Annotated in this window: 17 protein-coding genes; 2 read left to right on the top strand and 15 right to left on the bottom strand. The window is 60.7% G+C overall.

The features are described from left to right. Positions 1 to 22: 22 nt before the first annotated feature. From L901_RS03560 to L901_RS03530, 7 genes are all read right to left on the bottom strand, one after another. Entirely contained in the window at positions 23 to 1,405 is a 1,383-nt protein-coding gene (locus L901_RS03560) for an FGGY-family carbohydrate kinase (RefSeq protein ID WP_059753555.1), read from the bottom strand. After that, entirely contained in the window at positions 1,402 to 1,725 is a 324-nt protein-coding gene (gene rhaM / locus L901_RS03555) for an L-rhamnose mutarotase (RefSeq protein ID WP_059753553.1), read from the bottom strand. Before rhaM ends, L901_RS03560 begins: the two co-directional genes overlap by 4 nt. Positions 1,726 to 1,743: 18 nt before the next feature. Continuing rightward, positions 1,744 to 2,754, bottom strand: a complete 1,011-nt coding sequence (locus tag L901_RS03550; protein WP_059753551.1) for an ABC transporter permease — start codon at positions 2,752 to 2,754, stop codon at positions 1,744 to 1,746. Continuing rightward, on the bottom strand, positions 2,751 to 3,752 hold the full coding sequence (locus L901_RS03545) for an ABC transporter permease (protein ID WP_059753699.1): 1,002 nt from the start codon (positions 3,750 to 3,752) through the stop codon (positions 2,751 to 2,753). Before L901_RS03545 ends, L901_RS03550 begins: the two co-directional genes overlap by 4 nt. Before the next feature lie 13 nt (positions 3,753 to 3,765). After that, complete coding sequence (locus L901_RS03540) at positions 3,766 to 5,301, bottom strand: sugar ABC transporter ATP-binding protein (protein ID WP_059753549.1); 1,536 nt, start codon at positions 5,299 to 5,301, stop codon at positions 3,766 to 3,768. Positions 5,302 to 5,525: 224 nt separating this feature from the next. Further along, positions 5,526 to 6,536 (bottom strand): rhamnose ABC transporter substrate-binding protein, encoded by a 1,011-nt coding sequence (gene rhaS / locus L901_RS03535; RefSeq protein WP_059753546.1) that lies wholly within the window; start codon positions 6,534 to 6,536, stop codon positions 5,526 to 5,528. A 47-nt stretch (positions 6,537 to 6,583) separates the two neighbouring features. After that, positions 6,584 to 7,414: a DeoR/GlpR family DNA-binding transcription regulator gene (locus L901_RS03530; protein WP_003522575.1), complete on the bottom strand. Its 831-nt coding sequence runs from the start codon at positions 7,412 to 7,414 to the stop codon at positions 6,584 to 6,586. Between the two features lie 200 nt (positions 7,415 to 7,614). On the opposite strand from L901_RS03530, the gene L901_RS03525 reads away from it, so the two are divergent. Together L901_RS03525 and rhaI are read left to right on the top strand one after the other, a co-directional pair. Continuing rightward, the gene (locus tag L901_RS03525) at positions 7,615 to 9,711 is read left to right on the top strand and encodes a bifunctional rhamnulose-1-phosphate aldolase/short-chain dehydrogenase (protein ID WP_059753543.1); all 2,097 of its coding nucleotides are present in this window, start codon (positions 7,615 to 7,617) and stop codon (positions 9,709 to 9,711) included. Between the two features lie 150 nt (positions 9,712 to 9,861). Beyond that, a complete protein-coding gene (gene rhaI / locus L901_RS03520; RefSeq protein ID WP_059753541.1) occupies positions 9,862 to 11,154 on the top strand; it encodes an L-rhamnose catabolism isomerase in 1,293 nt (430 codons plus the stop codon). 156 nt (positions 11,155 to 11,310) lie between these two features. Here the strand turns inward: rhaI and panB are convergent, their stop codons facing one another. The 8 genes from panB to L901_RS03480 form a co-directional block, all read right to left on the bottom strand. Continuing rightward, on the bottom strand, positions 11,311 to 12,150 hold the full coding sequence (panB, locus tag L901_RS03515; RefSeq protein ID WP_059753539.1) for a 3-methyl-2-oxobutanoate hydroxymethyltransferase: 840 nt from the start codon (positions 12,148 to 12,150) through the stop codon (positions 11,311 to 11,313). Then, positions 12,147 to 13,025 (bottom strand): pantoate--beta-alanine ligase, encoded by an 879-nt coding sequence (gene panC / locus L901_RS03510; RefSeq protein WP_059753537.1) that lies wholly within the window; start codon positions 13,023 to 13,025, stop codon positions 12,147 to 12,149. The genes panB and panC overlap by 4 nt, the downstream gene beginning before the upstream one ends. 118 nt (positions 13,026 to 13,143) lie before the next feature. Continuing rightward, the gene (locus L901_RS03505) at positions 13,144 to 13,920 is read right to left on the bottom strand and encodes an enoyl-CoA hydratase-related protein (RefSeq protein ID WP_059753535.1); all 777 of its coding nucleotides are present in this window, start codon (positions 13,918 to 13,920) and stop codon (positions 13,144 to 13,146) included. Then, positions 13,910 to 14,836, bottom strand: coding sequence for a hydroxymethylglutaryl-CoA lyase (locus tag L901_RS03500; protein ID WP_059753532.1), 927 nt, complete (start codon positions 14,834 to 14,836; stop codon positions 13,910 to 13,912). The genes L901_RS03505 and L901_RS03500 overlap by 11 nt, the downstream gene beginning before the upstream one ends. A 1-nt stretch (position 14,837) precedes the next feature. Further along, on the bottom strand, positions 14,838 to 16,829 hold the full coding sequence (locus L901_RS03495) for an acetyl/propionyl/methylcrotonyl-CoA carboxylase subunit alpha (RefSeq protein ID WP_059753529.1): 1,992 nt from the start codon (positions 16,827 to 16,829) through the stop codon (positions 14,838 to 14,840). A 7-nt stretch (positions 16,830 to 16,836) separates the two neighbouring features. After that, positions 16,837 to 18,438, bottom strand: coding sequence for a carboxyl transferase domain-containing protein (locus L901_RS03490; RefSeq protein WP_059753526.1), 1,602 nt, complete (start codon positions 18,436 to 18,438; stop codon positions 16,837 to 16,839). 9 nt (positions 18,439 to 18,447) lie between these two features. Further along, the gene (locus L901_RS03485; RefSeq protein ID WP_059753524.1) at positions 18,448 to 19,620 is read right to left on the bottom strand and encodes an isovaleryl-CoA dehydrogenase; all 1,173 of its coding nucleotides are present in this window, start codon (positions 19,618 to 19,620) and stop codon (positions 18,448 to 18,450) included. A gap of 80 nt (positions 19,621 to 19,700) precedes the next feature. Beyond that, positions 19,701 to 20,174, bottom strand: coding sequence for an Lrp/AsnC family transcriptional regulator (locus L901_RS03480; RefSeq protein WP_035221263.1), 474 nt, complete (start codon positions 20,172 to 20,174; stop codon positions 19,701 to 19,703). Positions 20,175 to 20,317 lie beyond the last annotated feature (143 nt).

Below are 20,317 nucleotides of genomic sequence, written 5' to 3'. Positions count from 1 at the left end.
CGGCCGCATTTTGCGTTTCGCATCAGGCCATGTGGCCTCGCCAGGCATTGCGGTAAGAAGCGAGACCGGGAATGTCGTGCGGCGTGAAATGGCGCTCGCGACCGGCAAGCGGTTTGATGCCGGTGAGCAGGGCCGCACCGGCGCTGGTGCCCGTGGACCCTTCGACCGCCGTTACTTCGGTCTCTGCAAAGCCGGCCAGCGCTTTCAGATAAAGGGTGTTGCTGGCGAAGGGGCCTTCCACAAGGATAGGACCTTTCCGCCCGATGAGCGAGAGGCTGCATTCCGTCATTAGGGCAAGATAAAGCGACGCTGCTGCGTGCCGTTCCGCCGCCGTTGCATTTTCATCGCCAATCCAGCGCGCCGCCTTGTCCGGAAATGGGCCGGAGCCGCTGACGACGCTCGGCAACAGCATCATGCCCCTAGCAACCACGCTGCCGAGGGCCGCGTCTATCGCTTCATTTTCCGCCGCCCCGAATTGCTGCGCCAGCATTTCATATTCCCTGCCGCCCATGAAGCGGGAGGAGGGAACGGGACGGCCGAAAGCATCGACATTCAGGAGTGTGTCACGGGTGGGGTCGAGTGCGCCCGCCGCGCCGCCGATGGCGAAATTCACCACCCAGGTGCCGGTGGAGACGACCGAAAAATCTCCGTCCCGGCGCAGAAGATGCGGCAGGAGCGACGCGTTGGAATCGTGGATGCCACAATAGACCGGCATATCGGGAGACAGTCCAGTTTCGACGGCCAGCGACGGGCGGATTGTTCCCAGCACATCGAAAGCGGAGCGAACCGGCGCCATCAACTGCTCGATGCCGAGACGCGCGACGAGCGAGGAGAAACTTTTCCGCCGCGGGTTCCATAGATCGGTATGGCAGCCGAGTGAGGTCGTTTCCGTGGCCTGAATGCCCGTCAGCCGTCCCGCCCAATATTGCGCATAGGTGACGATGCTGCGCACTCTGGAGAAATCGTCCGGAAAGGCCGCTTTCTGGAAATGGATTTGCGCGCCAAGGTTCAGCCCGACGGGAAGCTGCGGTGAGCCGGTCTCGGCAAAATCGGGCCTGATGCCGCGATAGGCTGCCTCAATTTCTGCGGGATAGCCGTGTTCATAATCGAGCACCGGCATGGCGAGATCGCCGTTGCCATCGAGAAGTGCTGCCGAAGCGCCATGGGTGGTGATGGAAATCGCATCGAAACCGGGCTTCTGGCCGAACCGCTGAAGCGCGGAGAGAATGAAGCGCCAAAGCATCTCCACATCGTAATGCGGATAAATTCCATCGCGAAGGACGGGGTTCGCCTGTTTCTCGCCGGCAATCTCTTCGCCGCTGCCGGTGTCGATGACGACGACCTTGGCATTGGTCTTGCCGATATCGATGACCGCGACGCGGCCCGGTTTGATGCTCTCGCTCATGGCAGATGGAACACCGTCACCAGATCTTTTGCGACTGGCGAATGATCGGGATTGCTCTCCATGATATCAGCCATATGCGCCCACCACTTCTTCATCACTGGATGGTCGGGCAGTGCCGCCATGCCGTGGTTCTTCGGGCGCGTCAGCAGCCCGAACAGGATGTTGGTTTCCGGGTCGAGATGAATGGAGTAATCGCTCACACCCGCCTCGTGCAGCAGCGCCACCAGTTCCGGCCATATCTCGTCATGGCGCTTTTTATATTCGGCCTCTTTTCCGGCAAAGAGTTTCATCTTGAAGGCGTGTTTTTCAAATTCCGGCATGGCTCAACCTCTCATTGTTCAGTTTCTGAGAGCCCGAAGGCGACGGACAACGATGGGGATGGCTATGGTGACGATGAGCAGAAGACCAACGAAGATCGACATGACGATACCAGGCACATTCAGAAGACCGAGCCCGAAGGTGACGAGGCCCATGACGAAAGCGGCGATGACCACGCCTGCGATGGTGCCGGAGCCGCCAAGAATGGAGACACCGCCGAGCACCACCATGGTCACCACCTCAAGCTCCCATCCTTGAGCAATGGACGGGCGTGTGGAGCCCAACCGCGAAGTGAGGCAGACGGCGGCGATGCCGCTCATCAGGCCGGTGAGCAGGAACAGGATGAACTTCACCCGCTCGACCGGAATGCCGGAGAAACGGGCGGCGAAGGGGTTGTTGCCGATCACATAGACCTGCCGGCCGAAATTGGTGGCGTGCAGCAGAATGGCGAAGAGAATGGCCATGGCGATGAACAGCACGAATTCGAAAGAAATCACCCAGAAAACGTAACCCTGACCGAAATAGGCAAAATCGGCGGGATATTTGCCATAGGCCTGATCGCCCAGCACCATGTAGGAAATGCCGCGAAACAGGCTCATCGTGCCGATGGTGACGACGATGGACGGCAGCTTCAGCCCTGCGACCAGAAAACCGTTGAAGGCCCCGCACAAAAGCCCGGTGCCGATGCCGATGGCGACGAGGCCGGGCGTGCCGACCCCCATCTGCACTGCCGCACCCATGGCGGTGGAGGCGAGCGCGATGATGGCGGCGACGGAAAGATCAATTTCACCGGCGATGATCAGCAGCGCCATGGCGAAGGCGATGATCGCCTTTTCCGTGAAATTGAAGGTCGCATCCGACAGGTTCCACGCATTGAGGAAATAGGGCGAGGCCAGCGAATTGGCGATGAAGATCAGGATCGCAACGCCAAGCAGCAGCACCTCCCAGCTGGCCATGATGCGGCGTAACGGCGTGCCGAGCTTGTCTGGAATCATACGTGGGCTCTGTGCCGGTTGAGATGGCGTGCTCATGCTGCGGCCTCCCTGGCCTGATCGCTTGCTGCGCGGTCACGCAGGATGATACGGCCTTTTCTGGCTTCGGCGCGGGCGTTGAAGACGACGGCGAGCACGATCACCACGCCGGAAATCGCCATCTGTGCAAAGGGCGAAATGCCGATGACGGGCAGGGCGTTCTTGATGACGCCGAGGAACAGCGCGCCGAGCACCGCACCCGCCACCGAGCCGATGCCGCCGGCAATCGAGATGCCGCCGATCACATTCGCCGCCACGCTGTCCAGTTCGAAACCGGCGGCGATGTCGACATAGGCAACCGCATAACGCGATACCCAGAGATAGCTGGCGAGACCGGCGAGTGCGCCCGAGAGTACGAAGGCGAAGAAGCGCGTACGGCCGACATCGATGCCCGCATAGACGGCCGCACTCGGATTACCGCCCGACGCATAGGCCGAACGGCCGAAGGAGGTGCGGCTAAGCACCAGCCAAGCGCCGGCGATGATGAGGACCGCCACCCATGAAAGTACGGGCATACCGAGGATCATGGTGCGCGGCACGTTGAGGAAGGTGGGGGAAAGCTGGTGCGCATTCACCCAGCCGCCGCCGGACAGCACAAAAGCCATACCACGATAGATGGTGAGCGTGCCAAGCGTGACGACGATGGGCGGAATGCCGAGCCACCAGACCAGCACGCCGTTGAGCGAGCCGAGAAATGCGCCGATGCCGACCGCCATGACGATGAGAAGCGGCAGGGGAATTCCCGGGAAGGCGGCATTGGTCATCGCCACCGCCATGCCGGTGAAGGCGAGATTGGCGGCAACGGAAAGATCGATGGACTTGGTGAGAATGACCGCCATCTGACCAAGCGCCAGAATGATGAGGATGGAGGTATCGTTGAAGATATTGACGAGATTGCCGGGCCGGCTGAAACCGGGCGCGCGCAGCGCGAAACCGGCGATCATGATGAGGATGATGCCCGCCAGCAGCCATTCGCGATTTTTAAGTAGACGTTGCATATGGTTGCCCCTCTCAGGCATTGCCGGTGGCGGCGCGCACCAGCTTTTCCGGAGAAAAATCGGTGCGTTCGAACTGGCCCGCCATCAGGCCTTCGCGCATCACGATGGCGCGGTCGGACATGCCGAGGATTTCGGGAAGTTCAGATGAAATCATGATGATGGAAAGCCCCTCGGCGGCAAGCTCGCTGATGAAACCGTGCACGGCGGCCTTGGAGCCGATATCGATGCCCTTGGTCGGTTCATCGAGAATGATGACCTTGGGCTGGGTGGCGAGCCACTTGCCGATCACCACCTTCTGCTGGTTGCCGCCGGAAAGCGTGCCAACCGGCACCGAAAGGGCGGCCGCGCGCAGATCGAGCCGCGAGGCATATTTGCGCGCCAGCGCGAATTCATTGGCGGCGGCGAGAAACCCCTTGCGCGAGGTGCGCGTGAGCGATGGCAGCGACATGTTCTGGTAGATCGGCATATCCAGCGCCAGCCCGTGGCGGCCGCGCTCTTCCGGCACATAAACGATGCCGGCGCGGATCGCGTCTTCCGGCGAGCGGATGGTGAGCGGCTGGCCTTCCAGCGATACCTGCCCTGAAGCCGGCCGGGTAATGCCGAACAGCGACTGGCAGAGTTCGGAGCGGCCGGCGCCGATCAGCCCGTAAAGGCCGAGAATCTCGCCCTTGCGCAGTTCGAGCGAAATATCGCGGAATTCCGTCTGATGCGAATAATCGCGCACCGAAAGAACCGTCGGGCCAAGGGTCACGGCCTGCTTGGGAAAGGCGTTCGTCACGTCACGGCCGACCATCAGCCGCACAATCTCGTCCTGCGGCGTGGCGGCGAGATTGCCCGCTCCAACCATCCTGCCGTCGCGGAACACGGCGTAGTTCTCGGCGATCTCATAGACCTCGTCGAACTTGTGGCTGATGAAGAGGATCGCCTTGCCCTGCCGCTTCAGGTTTTCGACGATGTGAAAGAGATCGTCGATTTCCTTGCGGGAAAGGGCGGCCGTCGGCTCGTCCATGATGACGATGCGCGCCTCGACCGAAAGCGCCCGGGCGATGGCGACGAGATGGCGCTGGGCGATGGACAGGTCCTTCAGCCGGATCGTCGGATCGATGGTGCTTTCGAGCTGTTCCAGCAGGGTTCTGGCGCGCGTGTTGATGGTCTTCCAGTCGATCAGGCCGAAACGACCCTTCGGCGCATGGCCGAGGAAGATGTTTTCACCGACGGAAAGCTCGTCGAACAGCACGGTTTCCTGATGAATGGCGGTGACGCCGGCATCGATGGCGTCCTGTGCGCTGTGAAAATGGACAGGCTGACCATCGAGAAGGATTTCGCCTTCGTTCGGGCGATAGATGCCGGTGAGGATTTTGACGAGCGTGGATTTTCCCGCGCCGTTTTCACCGATCAGCGCGGTGACCTTGCCGGGATAAAGCGCGATATCGACGCCATCCAGCGCTTTGACGCCGGGAAATATCTGGCTGATGCCGCGCATTTCGAGAATGGGCGTTGAATTTGAAGCCTCGACGACATCTAAAATTTTCGTTTCGATACGCATCATCCGTCTTACCGGTCAGTTTGATTGAAGCGGTGAAGGGCACCCCCCTCTGCCCTGCCGGGCATCTCCCCCTCAAGGGGGGAGATCGATATGCGGCACCGTTGAGGCCATCACTAAAGTTGAGAGTGAGCGAGTGTTATCGTCTGGCTGATCTCCCCCCTTGAGGGGGAGATGCCCGGCAGGGCAGAGGGGGGTAACCCTCCACCCGCCGTCAGGAACTACTCAGATCAAAAAATCTTCGAAAACTGATCGATATTCTTCGCATCATAAACAAACGGATCGGCCATCGCCGCTTCGCTGTTTTCGCCAACCTTGATCTTGCCCATGCGGCCGGCTTCGATTTCCGAGCCCGGCTTGCCATCGGTTTCGCCCTTCACCAGGCGATAGGCGATCTGGGTGGCGGAGTAACCGAGGTCGATCGGGTTCCAGATGGCGAATTCCTTGGTGGCGCCCGACTTAATCGCGCCGGCCATTTCGGACGGCAGGCCAAGGCCGGTCACATAGACCTGACCGATCTTGCCCGCATCCTTTACGGCCTGCGAGGCGGCGAGAACGCCAACCGTTGTCGGTGCAACGATGACCTTCACATTCGGCTGCGAGGAGAGCAGGCCCTGCGCTTCGCGGTAGCTCTTGTCGGCCAAGTCGTCGCCGTAAACCGTGGTGACGAGGTTGAGGCCGGGGAAATCCTTCAGCTGCTTTTTCATCTCGTCGATCCAGATATTCTGGTTCGTGGAGGTGGTGGTGGCCGAAAGAATGGCGAAATCGCCCTTGCCGCCTTCCAGATGCGATGCGGCGAGCTGCAGGCACATCTTGCCGATCAGCGCGTTGGACGAAGGGTTGAGCTGGAGAATGCGGCCTTCCGGCGCAACACCGGAATCCCAGGAGATGACCTTGATGCCGCGTTGGGCCGCTTTTTTCAGCGCCGGAACCACGGCGTCGGGGTCATTGGCGGAGATGGCGATGGCATCGACGCCCTGCGCGATCAGCGAATTGATGACTTCGATCTGGCCTTCCGCCGTGGTGCTGGTCGGACCGGTATAGATGATCTCGACGCCGCCGAGATCCTTTGCTGCCTCCTGCGCGCCCTTGTTCGCGGCTTCGAAAAAGCCGTTGCCGAGCGATTTAACCACCAGTGCGATCTTCACATCGGCGGCCTGGGCAACGCCGCCCAGCCCTGCGACGGAGAGCGCCGCGCCAAGCGCGAGAGCGCTCGTCAATGTTCTGCGTGTAAGTTTCATGTCCCTTTTCCTCCCGTTTTGAACCTTTTTCCTTCCTCCGGTGCTCCTCAGGCGACCGAAGAAGAATCCTCTTCATCCGGTGGGGCGGCTGTCTTGCCATCCCTCACCGCGCCGACGACCAGCAATTCCACGCCGGCGTCTTCCACCATCCTCGCCGCCTCATCGGAAATCCCGTCATCGGTGATGATGGTCGAGACATTTTCGAGCGGGCATAAAATGAGGCTGGATCGCTTTCTGAATTTCGAAGAATCGACCATCACGATCAGCTCTTCCGCCTGCCGCATCAGCTTCTGTTCGCTCTGAATAACCAGCGCGTCGGATTCCATGATGCCGAGCGCGCCCACGCCCTGCGCACCGAGAAAAATACGCCGCGCATAAAAATTGCGGATCGCATCGTTCTCGAAAGGCGACAGGATAAGGCTCTGGTCGCGATAGATCGCGCCGCCCGGCACGCTGACATTGCATTTGGAATGCTTGACCAGATGCTCGGCGATGGCGAAAGAATTGGTCATGACCTGCAGGCGGCGCGCCGCCATGTAGTGCACCATCTGGAATGTCGTCGTGCCGCCATTCAGGATGATTGCGTCGCCATCGTTGCAGAGATCGACCGCTTTGCGCGCAATTGCGCGTTTCTTGTCGATATTGACCGATTCGGACACGCGGAACGGCCGGGCGGCGAGATTGCCGAGCTGCGGCGGATGCACCGCTTCCGCCCCGCCGCGCACGCGGCGCAACTTGCCCTGAACATGCAGAGACGCGATATCCCGGCGGATCGTCGCTTCCGACGCATCCGTCAGTTCGGCAATATCCTGCACCGTCACGACAGCTTTTTCCTGCGTGGCACTCAAGATGATGCGATGGCGTTCGCGTTCGTGCATGGGGTCCTCCTGATTGTGATTATTCGCAATCTCTTTACGTTGTCAATCAAGAACGATCAAATTAATCAATATCGCGTTGCAACATGAAAATTTATGATCGTTTTTGATTGACATTATGCTTTTGGATGCGCGATATCTGCCATCAAAGGAGGCGGGCCGGTATCGGCTCCGCGAATGCAGACAGATATTGGGAGGAAGACATGACGGGAAAATCCCGCCTTCTCGAAAGCCGTTGGGACGATGCCTATGCCAAAACGCTCGATGAGCCGGGCAAGCTGCTTTATCGCTCCAATCTGCTCGGTGCAGACAAGCGCATCACCAATTATGGTGGCGGCAACACATCGGCAAAAGTGCTTGAGACCGATCCCCTGACGGACGAGAAGGTCCGCGTCATGTGGGTAAAAGGCTCCGGCGGTGACGTCGGCACCATCAAGCTCGATGGTTTTGCGACGCTTTATCTCGACAAGCTGGAAGCGCTGAAGGGCATTTACAAGGGCGTTGCGGATGAAGACCGCATGGTCGGCTTCCTGCCGCATTGCACCTTCAACCTCAATCCGCGCGCGGCTTCCATCGATACGCCGCTGCACGGTTTCGTGCCTTACGATCATGTCGACCATATGCATCCGGACGCGATCATCGCCATTGCCGCCTCGAAGAATTCGAAAGAGCTGACGCAGCAGATTTTCGGCGATGATATCGGCTGGCTGCCCTGGCGTCGCCCCGGTTTCCAACTCGGTCTCGATCTCGAAGCTTTCGTCAAGGCCAACCCGAAGGCCAAGGGCGTCGTGCTGGAAAGCCATGGTCTCTTCACATGGGATAATGACGCCAAGGCGTGTTACGAGCTGACGCTCGCCATCATCAACAAGGCCATCGAATGGTTTGCGGCCAAGACCGAAGGCAAGACGATTTTTGGCGGCGCGGTGGCGAAGAGCCTGCCCGTTGCTGAACGCCGCGCCATCGCCGCCCGGTTGATGCCGGAAATCCGTGGCCGCATCGGCCGTGAGGAGCGTAAGCTCGGCCATTTCGACGATCAGGATGCGGTTCTGGAATTCGTCAACTCGAAAGACCTGAAGCCGCTCGGCGCGCTCGGCACATCCTGCCCGGATCACTTCCTGCGCACGAAAATCCGCCCGCTGATCCTCGATCTCGATACGGCCAATCCCGATGTGGATGCGTTGACGGCCGGTCTCGACAAGGCGCTTGAAGCTTACCGCGCCGATTATACCCGCTACTACGAGGCCTGCCGCCACGACAATTCGCCGAAGATGCGCGATCCGAATCCGGTGATTTTCCTGATCCCCGGCGTTGGCATGTTGTCCTTCGCCAAGGACAAGGCCACTGCCCGCATCGCCGGCGAATTTTACGTCAACGCCATCAACGTCATGCGTGGTGCTTCCACCGTGTCCGAATATCAGGGCCTGCCGGAGCAGGAGGCCTTCGATATCGAATATTGGCTGCTGGAAGAGGCAAAACTTCAGCGCATGCCGAAGCCGAAGAGCCTTGCCGGCCGGGTGGCCTTCGTCACCGGCGGTGCTGGCGGTATCGGCCGGGCGACGGCGGAACGGCTGGCGGGCGAGGGCGCCTGCGTGGTTCTGGCGGATATTGACGAAGCGGCGCTGGAAGCCGCCAAGGGCGATTTCGTCAAGCGCTACAGCACGGACGCGGTGCGTACCGTTAAGCTTGACGTGACGAAAGAGGATGCCGTCATCGCAGCCTTCGCGGAAGCAAGCGTCGAATTCGGCGGCGTGGATATTCTCGTCTCCAATGCTGGCATCGCTTCCTCCGCGCCGGTGGAAGACACGACGCTTGCCATGTGGAACAAGAATATCGACATTCTCGCCACCGGCTATTTCCTCGTTTCGCGGGAAGCGTTCCGGCTGCTGCGGCGTCAGAATCTTGGAGGCAACGTGGTGTTCGTCGCCTCGAAAAATGGTCTCGCTTCCTCGCCCAATGCCTCTGCCTATTGCACGGCGAAGGCTGCGGAAATTCATCTGGCCCGTTGCCTCGCCCTCGAAGGGGCGGAGGCGGGTATTCGCGTCAACACCGTCAATCCCGATGCCGTGCTGCGCGGTTCGAAAATCTGGAGCGGCGAGTGGCGCGAGCAGCGCGCGGCCTCTTCCAAGATCGAAGTGACCGATCTGGAGGAACATTACCGCAAGCGCTCGATGCTGAAGCTCAATGTCTTCCCGGAAGATATCGCCGAGGCGATCTACTTCCTGGCGTCCGACGCCTCCGCCAAGTCGACCGGCAATATCATCAATGTCGATGCCGGTAATGCCCAGAGTTTTACGCGGTAGGGTGTCGGTGGATACCGACATATAAAAAGACACGATGCTTTGAGAAGTGGCGAAAGTCCCACCTCCGTCATTCCGGCTCAAGGCCGGAATGACGGGGTGGTGGCGTCGCAGGCCGAAGCACCTGTTGTGTTCATTGCCCGGGAGGAAAAAATGACCGAGACGAAAATCGCCGCCGATGTGATCGCGGCGGAAAACGACAAACGCGCCGCGGCGCTGAAGGACGATTATCAGGCGCTGGGCAACCAGCTTGCGCGCCGCAATATCGATATCGAGGCCGTCACGGTCAAGGTCGCGGAATTTTTCGTCGCCGTGCCCTCCTGGGGCGTTGGCACCGGCGGCACCCGCTTTGCCCGGTTTCCCGGCACGGGCGAGCCGCGCGGCATTTTCGACAAGCTGGATGATTGCGCCGTCATCAACCAGCTGACGCGGGCGACGCCCAATGTTTCCCTGCATATTCCGTGGGACAAGGAAGACCCGAAGCGATTGAAGGCCCATGCCGATGCGCTGGGTCTCGGCTTCGACGCCATGAATTCCAACACGTTTTCGGATGCGCCCGGCCAGAGCCATTCCTACAAATACGGTTCGCTCAGCCACACGGACGCCGCCACGCGCCGGCAGGCCGTAGAGCACAACATCGAATGTATCGAGATAGGCAATGCCATCGGCTCGAAGGCGCTGACGGTGTGGGTGGGCGATGGTTCGAACTTCCCCGGCCAGAGCAATTTCACCAGAAGTTTCGAGCGCTATCTTGCCGCCATGGCCGATATCTACAAGGCGCTGCCGGATGACTGGCGCATCTTTTCCGAACACAAGATGTACGAGCCGGCCTTCTATTCGACCGTCGTGCAGGACTGGGGCACCAATTATCTCATCGCCAATACGCTCGGCGAAAAGGCCTTCTGCCTCGTCGATCTCGGCCACCATGCGCCGAACACCAATATCGAGATGATCGTCGCCCGGCTCATCCAGTTCGGCAAGCTTGGCGGTTTCCACTTCAACGACAGCAAATATGGCGACGATGATCTCGATGCCGGCTCGATCGAGCCCTACCGCCTGTTCCTCGTCTTCAACGAGCTGCTGGATGCCGAGTATCGCGGCGTGAAGGGTTTCCATCCCTCCCATATGATCGATCAGTCACACAATGTGACGGACCCGATCGAAAGCCTGATCTCCAGCGCCAACGAAATCCGCCGCGCCTATGCGCAGGCGCTGCTGGTGGATCGCGCGGCTCTCGACGGCTTTCAGCAGGACAATGATGCGCTGATGGCTTCCGATATGCTGAAGCGGGCCTATCGCACCGATGTGGAACCGATTCTTGCCCAGGCGCGGCAATTGGCGGGCGGCGCAATCGATCCGGTGGCGACTTATCGTGCGAGCGGCTATCGCAAGCAGGTCGCGGCGAAGCGCCCGGCTTCGGTTGGTGGCAGCGGCGGGATTGTATAGGGGCGTTGTTTTTTGGGGGACGTTCCCCACACCCGTCACCCCGGACTTGATCCGGGGTCCAGTGCGGTCAAGTCCTTGATCGCGCAAGAGTCTTTCACGGCGCAGACGCGCCGTGGCTGGATGCCGGATCGAGTCCGGCATGACGGAAATATAGTGTCACTTCCCCGAAGGCGATTGCCGGCGCACCTGAAACGTGTGCTCCGGCCCGGGAAACGCTCCCGAGCGAACTTCATCGGCATAGGCCGCCGCTGCTTCCGAGACCGCCGGGCCCAGATCGGCGAAACGCTTAACGAATTTCGGTTTGAAATCGGTGAAAAGGCCAAGCATGTCGTCGGAAACTAGCACCTGCCCATCGCAGGCCGGCGATGCGCCGATGCCAACCGTGGGTGCGGTAAGCTTTTCGGTCAGTTCGCGGGCGAGCGGCTCGACGGTGCCTTCCACGACGATGGCGAAGGCGCCTGCCTGATCCACCGCAATCGCATCGCGCCAGATTTTTTGCGTTTCCGCATCCGAATGTCCGAGCGAGCGGAAGCCGCCGGCGGTGTGCACGAGCTGCGGCATCAGCCCGACATGGCCGAACACCGGAATGCCGCGCGCCACCAGAAAGGCGATGGTCTCGGCCATTTCCTCGCCGCCTTCCAGCTTCACGCCGTCGCAGCCGGTTTCCTGCATCAGCCGCACGGCATTGCGGAACGCCTGTTCCTTGGATTCCTGATAGGTTCCGAAGGGAAGATCGACGATGACGCAGGCATGTTCGACGCCGCGCATGACGGCGCGGCCATGGGCGATCATCATATCCAGCGTGACGCCGACCGTCGTGTCCATGCCGTAAAGCACCATGCCGAGGGAATCGCCGACCAGAAGCAGATCGCAATGCGGATCCAGCAGGCGGGCAATCGGCGTGGTATAGGCGGTCAGGCAGACAATGCGCGCCTCGCCTTTCATCTGCCGGATGGAGGCCGTCGTCAGCCGCTTGTGTTTTCCATGAGCGCTCATTCGGCAGCCTCCCGTCGATTGATCCTGTCGCGCCCGATAACGCGGTTGTCGAGGAGCTTCGTGCTGCCAAGCCTGACGAACAGCGCCACCAGCACCGGCCCCGCCTGCAATGAAGCAACGGGGGCGAGCGTATCGGGATCGCGCACCGCGACGACTTCCGGCGAGGCCAGCGGCTCGGCGGCGATGAATTTTTCTATCGCGGCTTCGAACGCGGCGGGGTCGTCGAAGCCCTCGCCATAAAGCCGTTCCGCCTCATCGAGTGCCTGCGGCACGATCACCGCGGCGGCGCGTTCCGCGTGGCTCAGATAGACGTTACGCGAGGAGCAGGCCAGCCCATCCGGCTCACGCACGGTGGCGACGGGAACGACCCTGACCGGCTGGGCAAGGTCCTCGACCATGCGGCGGATCAGCGTTACCTGCTGATAATCCTTCTCGCCGAAATAGGCGGCGTCCGGCTGGACGAGGTTAAAAAGCTTGGTCACGACCGTCGTAACACCTGCGAAATGCCCCGGACGCACCGCGCCTTCGAGCTCGCGGCCTAGTTCCGGCACATCCACGACGGTCTGCATCGGGCGCGGATACATTTCCGTCACCTCCGGCGCGAAAAGAATGTCGACACCTGCCTCCTCCAGAAGCGCGCTGTCGCGGGCGAGATCGCGGGGGTAACGGGCAAGATCTTCATTGGCCCCGAACTGAAGCGGATTGACGAAGATCGACACCACTGTCACGTCGTTTTCAGCCTTCGCTTTGGCAACGAGCGTCAAATGGCCAATATGGAGAAAGCCCATGGTCGGCACGAAGCCGACAGTCTTTCCATCGCGGCGAAATGTGGCGGTCAGGCCGCGCAATTCGGCGACGGTTTTTACAAGGCGCATGGGCTCTCCTCCGGCTCCCCGATCGCCCTCCGGCGAAAGGTGCTGGATAGAACTCGATTTGCCGAACGGGGTCAACGCGGCTTTGAGCATTATATCGATTAACACCTTGAGGGGCGGTTCAGGACCCAGCAACCCAGATTGGCGGGCGCTTTTCAGCGAAGGCGTTCCTTCCTTCGCGCGCTTCTTCACCGGTGCTGATTGTGGCGATGACGCTTTCGGCAAAAGTGAGCCGGTCACCGCTCGGCATGTCGCGCATCGCTAGTAATGCCGCCTTTCCAGCTGCGATTGCGCCCGGCGCGTTTTGCCGCAAGCGGGCAAGAACCTCCTCTATCACGGCATCGAGTGCGGCGGATGGCGCAGTGCGGTTGACAAGGCCCATGCGCTCGGCTTCCGCGGCGATGAACGGCTGGCCGAGATAGGCCATTTCGTGAAGCCTTCCCGGCGGTATTCTGGCCAGAAGTTTCGCCGCCACCATAGCCGGGAAAAGCCCGACGCGCACTTCCGGCAGGCCGAACTCGGCATGATCGGCGGCATAGGCAAGGTCGCAGGCTGCGATGAGCCCGAGCCCACCGGCCAGAACCCGACCATTGATGCGGGCAATCACGATCTTGTCGCAGATTTCGATGGCGCGTATCACATCGGCGATGGGGTTCGTTCCGTCTCTGGAAAGGAACATGCCGCCCGCACTTTCCTTTAGGTCAGCACCGGAGCAGAAGCTGCGGTCTCCCGCAGCCGTTATCACCACGGCGCGAAGGTTGCCATCGCCGGAGGCCGCGCGGAGCGCATCCGTCAAGGCGTCGGTCATTGCGGCGTTCATGGCGTTGTGGACGTCCGGCCGGTTGAGCGTCAGCCACAGAACGTCCTTGCGCTTTTCGCTCAACAGTTCATCCGCCATGTGCGTCACCCTCCTGTCTTGCTGCAAGCAGCGCCTTGCCGGCGCGGGCCGCATTCGGTCTGCCGAGATGCCGGCTGATCCAGTCTCCGGTTTTCGCCACCGCCATCAGGTCGATACCAGTTTTAATGCCAAGCCCGTGCAGCAGGTAAACGACATCTTCGGTGGCGACATTGCCGCTCGCCCCCGGTGCGAAGGGGCAGCCGCCCAGCCCGGCGACGGAGCTGTCGAAGACCGAGATACCTTCATCCAGCGAGGCCAGCACATTGGCGACGCCCTGCCCATAGGTATCGTGGAAATGCATGGCGAGTTTTTCACGCGGGATGCGGGCAGACACCCGCTTGATGAGACTACGAATCTGGTCCGCCGTGCCGACGCCGATCGTATCGCCGAGCGAAATTTCGTAACAACCAAGCGCGATGAGCGCTTCGGCCATCGCCGCCACGTCATCGGGTGCAACCTTACCGTCATAGGGGCAGCCGGCTATGCAGGAGACGTAACCGCGCATGAGGATGTTCCGGCCGGCCGCGGCTGATGCGACATCGTGCAGGCGCTCGAGGCTTTCGGCGCGCGAGCAGCCGATATTGTGCTGGCTGAACCCTTCGGATGCGGAGACGAAAACGGCGATTTCCGTCACGCCGGCATCAAGGGCGGCCTCGAAACCTTTCATATTGGGAACGAGCGCCGGATAGGCGGTGCCGGGTCGCCGTTCGAGACCCTGGAACACCTCTTTCGAACCCGCCATTTGCGGCACTTTTTTGGGTGAAACGAAAGCGCCCGCTTCCACCGCTGTCAATCCGGCTGCGGCCAGCCGTTCGATCAGCTCGATCTTGATGGCGGCTGGAACCTCGACGCTTTCGTTCTGCAAGCCGTCACGCGCGCCCACTTCGACGATTTTTACCCTTCGGGGCCAGCTCATCTCAGCCGCCCTCCGACTCGAAATCCACCAGCACCGCACCGGCGGCGACCATATCGCCCTCAATGCAATTGATGGCCGTGACGGTGCCTTTCGCCGGCGCGCGGATCGTGTGTTCCATTTTCATCGCCTCCATCACCACAAGCGCTTCGCCGGCCTCAACTGCGGCACCGTTGCTGCTCAGCAAGGCGCGGATAACGCCGGGCATGGGTGCTTCCAGACCGCCGGTATGGGGAGCGGAATCCGCGATATCGACGGGATCCGGCTGGCTGACACGATAGTGTTCGCCAGCCAGAAACAGCGCGTAATGGCCATCCTCCGCAAAGAAATGGCCCTGTCTTTTCCTGCCTTCCACGGTCGCACGGAATTTACCGTCATCCGAGAGGATGCCATGGGCGCGGATCGCCCGTCCGTCGATCTCCAGCGAAAAACCGTCCGCCTCATGCGTGACGCCGACGCCAAGCGGCTGGTTGTCAAACACGAAATACAGCGTTTCCCTTGCCGGCGCGTTGAGGCGGAAGGCGGCCGTCATGTTCCACGGGCTATGGGGATCGACCTGCGAACCCGGCTTTCCGTTTTTCTGCCGCGCAAGCAGCAGGCCAAGCGCGGCCATGGCTATCTCGTTCCCGTCCGTTGCTGCCGGAGCAAACAGCGCCGCTTCGTTACGGGCGATGAAACCGGTGTCGAGATCGGCGTTCGCGAAGGCCGCCAGTCCCGCAAGCCGCGTCAGAAAGGCGGCATTGCTGGTGACGCCACAGATCGCCAGATTTTCGAGCGCCAACCGCAGACGCCGTACCGCCGATGGGCGATCACGGTCCCAGACGATCAGCTTGGCGATCATCGGATCGTAATGCACGGTGATGGCGTCGCCGGCGCGTATGCCGCTGTCGATCCTGACATGAGGGCCCTGATCGGGAAAGATGAGATGGCTGATGGTGCCGATCGACGGCAGGAAATCATGCGACGGGTCTTCGGCGTAAATTCGCGCCTCGATGGCATGGCCGTTTATGCTGAGACCGGTCCAGTCTTCCGGCAGGGGCTCTCCGTTGGCGACGCGGATCTGCCATTCGACCAGATCGAGACCGGTAATATATTCCGTCACCGGATGTTCGACCTGAAGCCTTGTATTCATTTCCATGAAATAGAAGTCGCCGGAAGGGTCGAGCAGAAATTCTACGGTTCCCGCGCCGCGATAATCGATGGCGCGGGCGGCGGCGATCGCCGCTTCATACATGCGCTGCCGAAGCGCATCGGGCAGGCCGGGGGCAGGGGCTTCCTCTATGACCTTCTGGTGCCGGCGCTGAATCGAGCAATCGCGCTCGAAAAGCGAAACACAATTGCCGTGGCCATCGGCAAAGACCTGCACTTCCACATGGCGTGGCCGTTCGAGGTATTTTTCGATCAGCATGCGGTCGTTGCCGAAGGCGGCCAGCGCTTCACGTTTTGCGCCCGCAAGCTCCACTGCGAAGTTGCGCTTTTGCCGGACGATACGCATGCCCTTGCCGCCGCCGCCGGCTGAGGCCTTGAGCAGAACGGGATAACCTATGGCTTCCACTTCGTTGCCCAACCGTTCCTGCGCCTGATCCTTACCGTGATAGCCGGGAACGACGGGAACGCCGGCTTTTGCCATCAGCGCCTTCGCCTCGCTTTTCCCACCCATGGCGCGGATTGCCGCTGCCGGTGGGCCAATGAAAACGAGCCCGGCGGCGGCGCAGGCTTCGGCGAAACCGGCGTTTTCCGAAAGGAAACCGTAACCCGGATGAATGGCTTGCGCGCCGCAGGATTTTGCGGCGGCGATGATTTTTTCGCCGTCGAGATAGGAGGCCCGCGCGGGTGCTGCGCCAATGGCGATGGCCTCGTCGGCAAGCGCCACATGCATGGCGTCACGGTCGGCATCCGAATAGACAGCGACGGTGCGGATACCCATCTTGGCGGCGGTGCGGATGATGCGGCAGGCGATTTCGCCCCTGTTGGCGATCAGTATTTTCGAGAACATGGTCGCCTCACATCCTGAATATGCCGAAACGGGTGGGTTCAATCGGTGCGTTGAGCGCGGCGGAAAGACCGAGACCGAGCACGAGGCGTGTATCCTTCGGGTCTATGATGCCATCGTCCCAAAGTCTGGCGCTGGCATAATAGGGATGTCCCTCCCGCTCGTATTTTTCCCGGATCGGCTGTTTGAACGCCTCTTCGCCTTCTTTCGACCAGTGGCGGCCATCGGCCTCGATGCCGTCGCGCCGGATTTGCGCCAAGACGGATGCCGCCTGTTCGCCGCCCATCACGGAAATGCGGGCATTGGGCCACATCCACAAAAAGCGCGGTGAATAGGCCCGCCCGCACATGCCGTAATTGCCGGCCCCGAAGGAGCCGCCGATGATGACGGTGAATTTCGGCACTTTAGCCGATGCGACGGCGGTAACGAGCTTTGCGCCGTCCTTGGCGATGCCGCCCGCCTCATAGGCCTTGCCGACCATGAAGCCGGTGATGTTCTGCAGGAAAACGAGGGGAATACCGCGCTGGCAGCAGAGTTCGATGAAATGCGCGCCCTTCAGCGCCGATTCCGAAAACAATATGCCGTTATTGGCGACGATGCCAACCGGATAGCCATGGATATGGGCGAAACCGCAGACCAAAGTCGTGCCGTAAAGCGCCTTGAACTCATCGAATTCGGAACCATCCACCAGACGGGCGATGATCTCCCGCACCTCGAAGGGTTTTCGCGTATCGGCGGGTACGATGCCATAAAGTTCTTCAGCCGGATAAAGCGGCTCCGCCGGCTCGCGAATATCCAGTTCCACCTGTTTGCGGCGGTTCAGCGTGGAAACGATCCGCCGGGTCAGCGCCAGCGCGTGGCGGTCGTTATTGGCGTAGTGATCGGTAACGCCGGATTGGCGGGAGTGCACATCGGCGCCGCCAAGTTCTTCCGCGCTCACCACCTCGCCGGTCGCGGCCTTCACCAGCGGCGGGCCGCCGAGGAAGATCGTGCCCTGATTTTTGACGATCACGGACTGGTCGCTCATCGCGGGCACATAGGCCCCGCCCGCCGTGCAACTGCCCATCACCACGGCAATCTGGGCGATGCCTTCCGCCGACATATTCGCCTGATTGTAGAAGATGCGGCCGAAATGATCGCGGTCGGGAAACACCTCGTCCTGATTGGGCAGGTTCGCGCCGCCGGAATCCACCAGATAGATGCAGGGCAGGCGGTTCTCCGTGGCGATTTCCTGCGCGCGCAGATGTTTCTTCACCGTCAGCGGATAATAGGTGCCGCCTTTCACCGTCGCATCATTGGCGACGATCACACATTCGCGGCCCGAGACGCGGCCGATGCCTGTGACGATGCCAGCGGCGGGAACGGGTTCGTCATAGACCTCGTAAGCTGCAAATTGCGAAAATTCGAGGAATGGACTGCCGGGATCGAGAAGCGCTTCGATCCGGTCGCGCGCCAGCAATTTGCCGCGGGAAAGATGCCGTTCACGGGCCTTGTCGCCGCCGCCTCTGGAGATTTTTTCGACGTGCTGCCGCAGGTCCTCCACCAGACCCGACATGAATTCCACATTGGCGGCAAAGGTTGGATCGCGGTTCAGACTGGATGTAAGCTTCATCGCGTGTCCTCACCCGTTGCCCTTGACCAGTTCGCGGCCGATCAGCATCCGGCGGATTTCGCTGGTGCCTGCACCGATCTCATAAAGCTTGGCGTCGCGCAGCAGCCGTCCAGCCGGGCTTTCAGTGACATAACCGGAGCCGCCGAGAAGCTGGATGGCATCCAGCGCCACCTGCGTCGCCCGTTCGGCGGCGAACAGGATTGCGCCCGCCGCATCCTGTCTTGTGATGCGGCCGTTGTCGCAGGCCCGCGCCACGGCATAGACATAGGCGCGCGACGCATTCATGGACGAATAAATATCCGCGAGCTTTCCCTGCACCAGCTGGAATTCGCCGATGGGTTTGCCGAATTGCTTGCGCTCGCGGGCATAGGGCAGAACCAGATCGATAGCCGCCTGCATGATGCCGACGGGGCCTGCGGCCAGCACGGCGCGCTCGTAATCCAGCCCGCTCATCAGCACCGTCACGCCGTCGTTCAGGCGCCCGAGGATGTTTTCCTCCGGCACCTGGCAATCCTCGAAAACCAGTTCCGAGGTGGGTGAGCCGCGCATGCCGAGCTTGTCTAGTTTCTGGGCCGGGCGAAACCCCTTGAAGCCCTTTTCGATCAGGAAGGCGGTGATGCCGCGCGGGCCGGCGGACATATCCGTCTTGGCGTAGACCACCAGCGTATCGGCCTCATGGCCATTGGTGATCCACATTTTCGCGCCGTTCAGCACATAGCGGTCGCCTCTGCGTTCCGCCTTCAGCCGCATCGACACGACATCCGAACCGGCTTCCGTCTCGCTCATGGCGAGCGAACCGACATGTTCACCGGAGACGAGTTTCGGCAGATATCTGTGCTTCTGCTCATCCGTTCCCCAGCGGTGGATCTGGTTGATGCAGAGGTTGGAATGGGCACCATAGGAAAGGCCGATGGAAGCGGAAGCGCGGCTTATCTCCTCCATCGCGACGCAATGGGCGAGATAGCCCATGTCGGCACCGCCGAACTCCTCTGAAACCGTGATGCCGTGCAGACCGAGCTGGCCCATTTCCGGCCAGAGCTTGCGTGGAAAACGGTCGTCGCGGTCGATCTCCACCGCCAAAGGGGCGATTTTATCGTCTGCGAATGCGCTCGCGCTATCGCGCAATGCTGCGATTTCCGGGCCGAGATCGGCATCGAAAATGGCGGCGAGGTTCAAACTCATCGCGTCTCCTCCTCCGGACGGCCTTTGCCGCCGTCCCTCTTGTCAGCAGCCGACACCTCCTCCGTGCCGGCAACCCTTGACTATGGCGCGTCACCCCCGGTGAAGGCGGCGGAACGGCGCACGAATGTCTTGATGGCGAAATTGGACTGGATGCGCGACACGCCGGGAACCGTGGTCAGGAAATCCAGAAGCTCCTGATAATGCGGCAGATCCCGCACCATGGCGTGGATCAGATAATCGGAACTGCCGCTGGTCTGGTAACCGCCCACCACTTCGGGAATGGAAGCGACATGGTGCTCGAAGGTCGTCAGCGCTTCCTTGATCTGCCGTTCCAGTGTGACGGAGATGAAGACGCCCATATTGCCGAGCAGCCGGTTCTCATCGAACACCGCAGTATAACCACGAATGATGCCTTCCTCTTCCAGCTTGCGCACGCGCCGCAGCGTCGGTGTGAAAGACAGGCCGATTCGTGCCGCCAGATCGCGCCAGCTCACCCGCCCGTCATCGCCGAGCACATGCAGAATCTTCCGGTCGAAACTGTCGAGCTCAATCATGGATCATTTGCTCTATGATATGACTAATTGTTGGATCAAAGATATCGCCAATCAAAAAACTGTCAATCAAAATAGCTTTGAAATGAATTCGAGATAGTGATAGCGTTCACATTAGTCGCGGTCTGGAGGAGATGGTGGCTGTT

It is taken from the genome of Agrobacterium sp. D14, assembly GCF_001526505.1.
In the GTDB taxonomy this organism is placed as follows: domain Bacteria; phylum Pseudomonadota; class Alphaproteobacteria; order Rhizobiales; family Rhizobiaceae; genus Agrobacterium; species Agrobacterium leguminum.
Note: the sequence above shows the minus strand (reverse complement) of the source record. Positions and strands in the feature narration are given on the sequence as shown.